Annotated in this window: 1 protein-coding gene; it reads right to left on the bottom strand. The window is 49.6% G+C overall.

All coding sequences use genetic code 11. The features are described from left to right. Positions 1 to 710, bottom strand: a 710-nt coding sequence (locus tag C900_RS27885; protein ID WP_040497747.1) for an RHS repeat domain-containing protein, incomplete at both ends; no start/stop codon positions are given.

Genomic DNA, 710 nt, shown 5'->3' with positions numbered 1-710 from the left:
GCGGCTACCGGCAGGCTGATGCCTGCTCCCATCGGCTGGGTGCCGTTCACTCTTACCACTTCATTGTCGCCGGTGGTGTGGATGTCTGAAGCGGTGGCGTCTGCGCTGTTGAAGGTGACTCTTGTCTCTGCAATGCTGGTGTACAATGCTTCTTCATCTGCTGCCTTTTCCGATTCAAAGGTGGCGGGGAAGGTCAGGGTCTTCGGCTTTGTAGTGAAGGTAAGCCTGGTATTGCCCAGGTGGTCTTTCAGGTGGTACTGGTATTCAAAGTCTCCTGTGGTTTTGTCTTCCACTATCCTGCCCTCGTCATGATGGATCAGTTGTAGTTCTGTATTGCCTTCTGCATCTGTTTCATAGATGAACTCTCCGATGTATTCTGTCTTTTTGATCAGGTTGTTATTGGCATCATATACTTCCTGGGCCAGCTTGATGCCTGCCGCATCGTAGATGTATCTGATGTACTGCCCATCGGTTTTGATGACTTTTGCTGGTAAGTTGAGATGGTTGTATTCTATACTTGCTATCTCTTTGTTACTGTCTTTGATCATATTACCGTTGGCATCATATTCATAGTCCGGGCCTGTAGGGTTCTTATCGGCAAAGCCTTCCCAACCTGCGGCATCGGCTACTGCTGACAGTTGGTTGCCATTGGTGTAGGTGTAGGTCAGGGCATCGATGGTGCGGAAGTCGGTGCCTATAGATTGCCTGTT

The organism is Fulvivirga imtechensis AK7 (assembly GCF_000331535.1).
Lineage (GTDB): Bacteria > Bacteroidota > Bacteroidia > Cytophagales > Cyclobacteriaceae > Fulvivirga > Fulvivirga imtechensis.
This window is presented reverse-complemented; position numbering and strand designations above follow the sequence as displayed.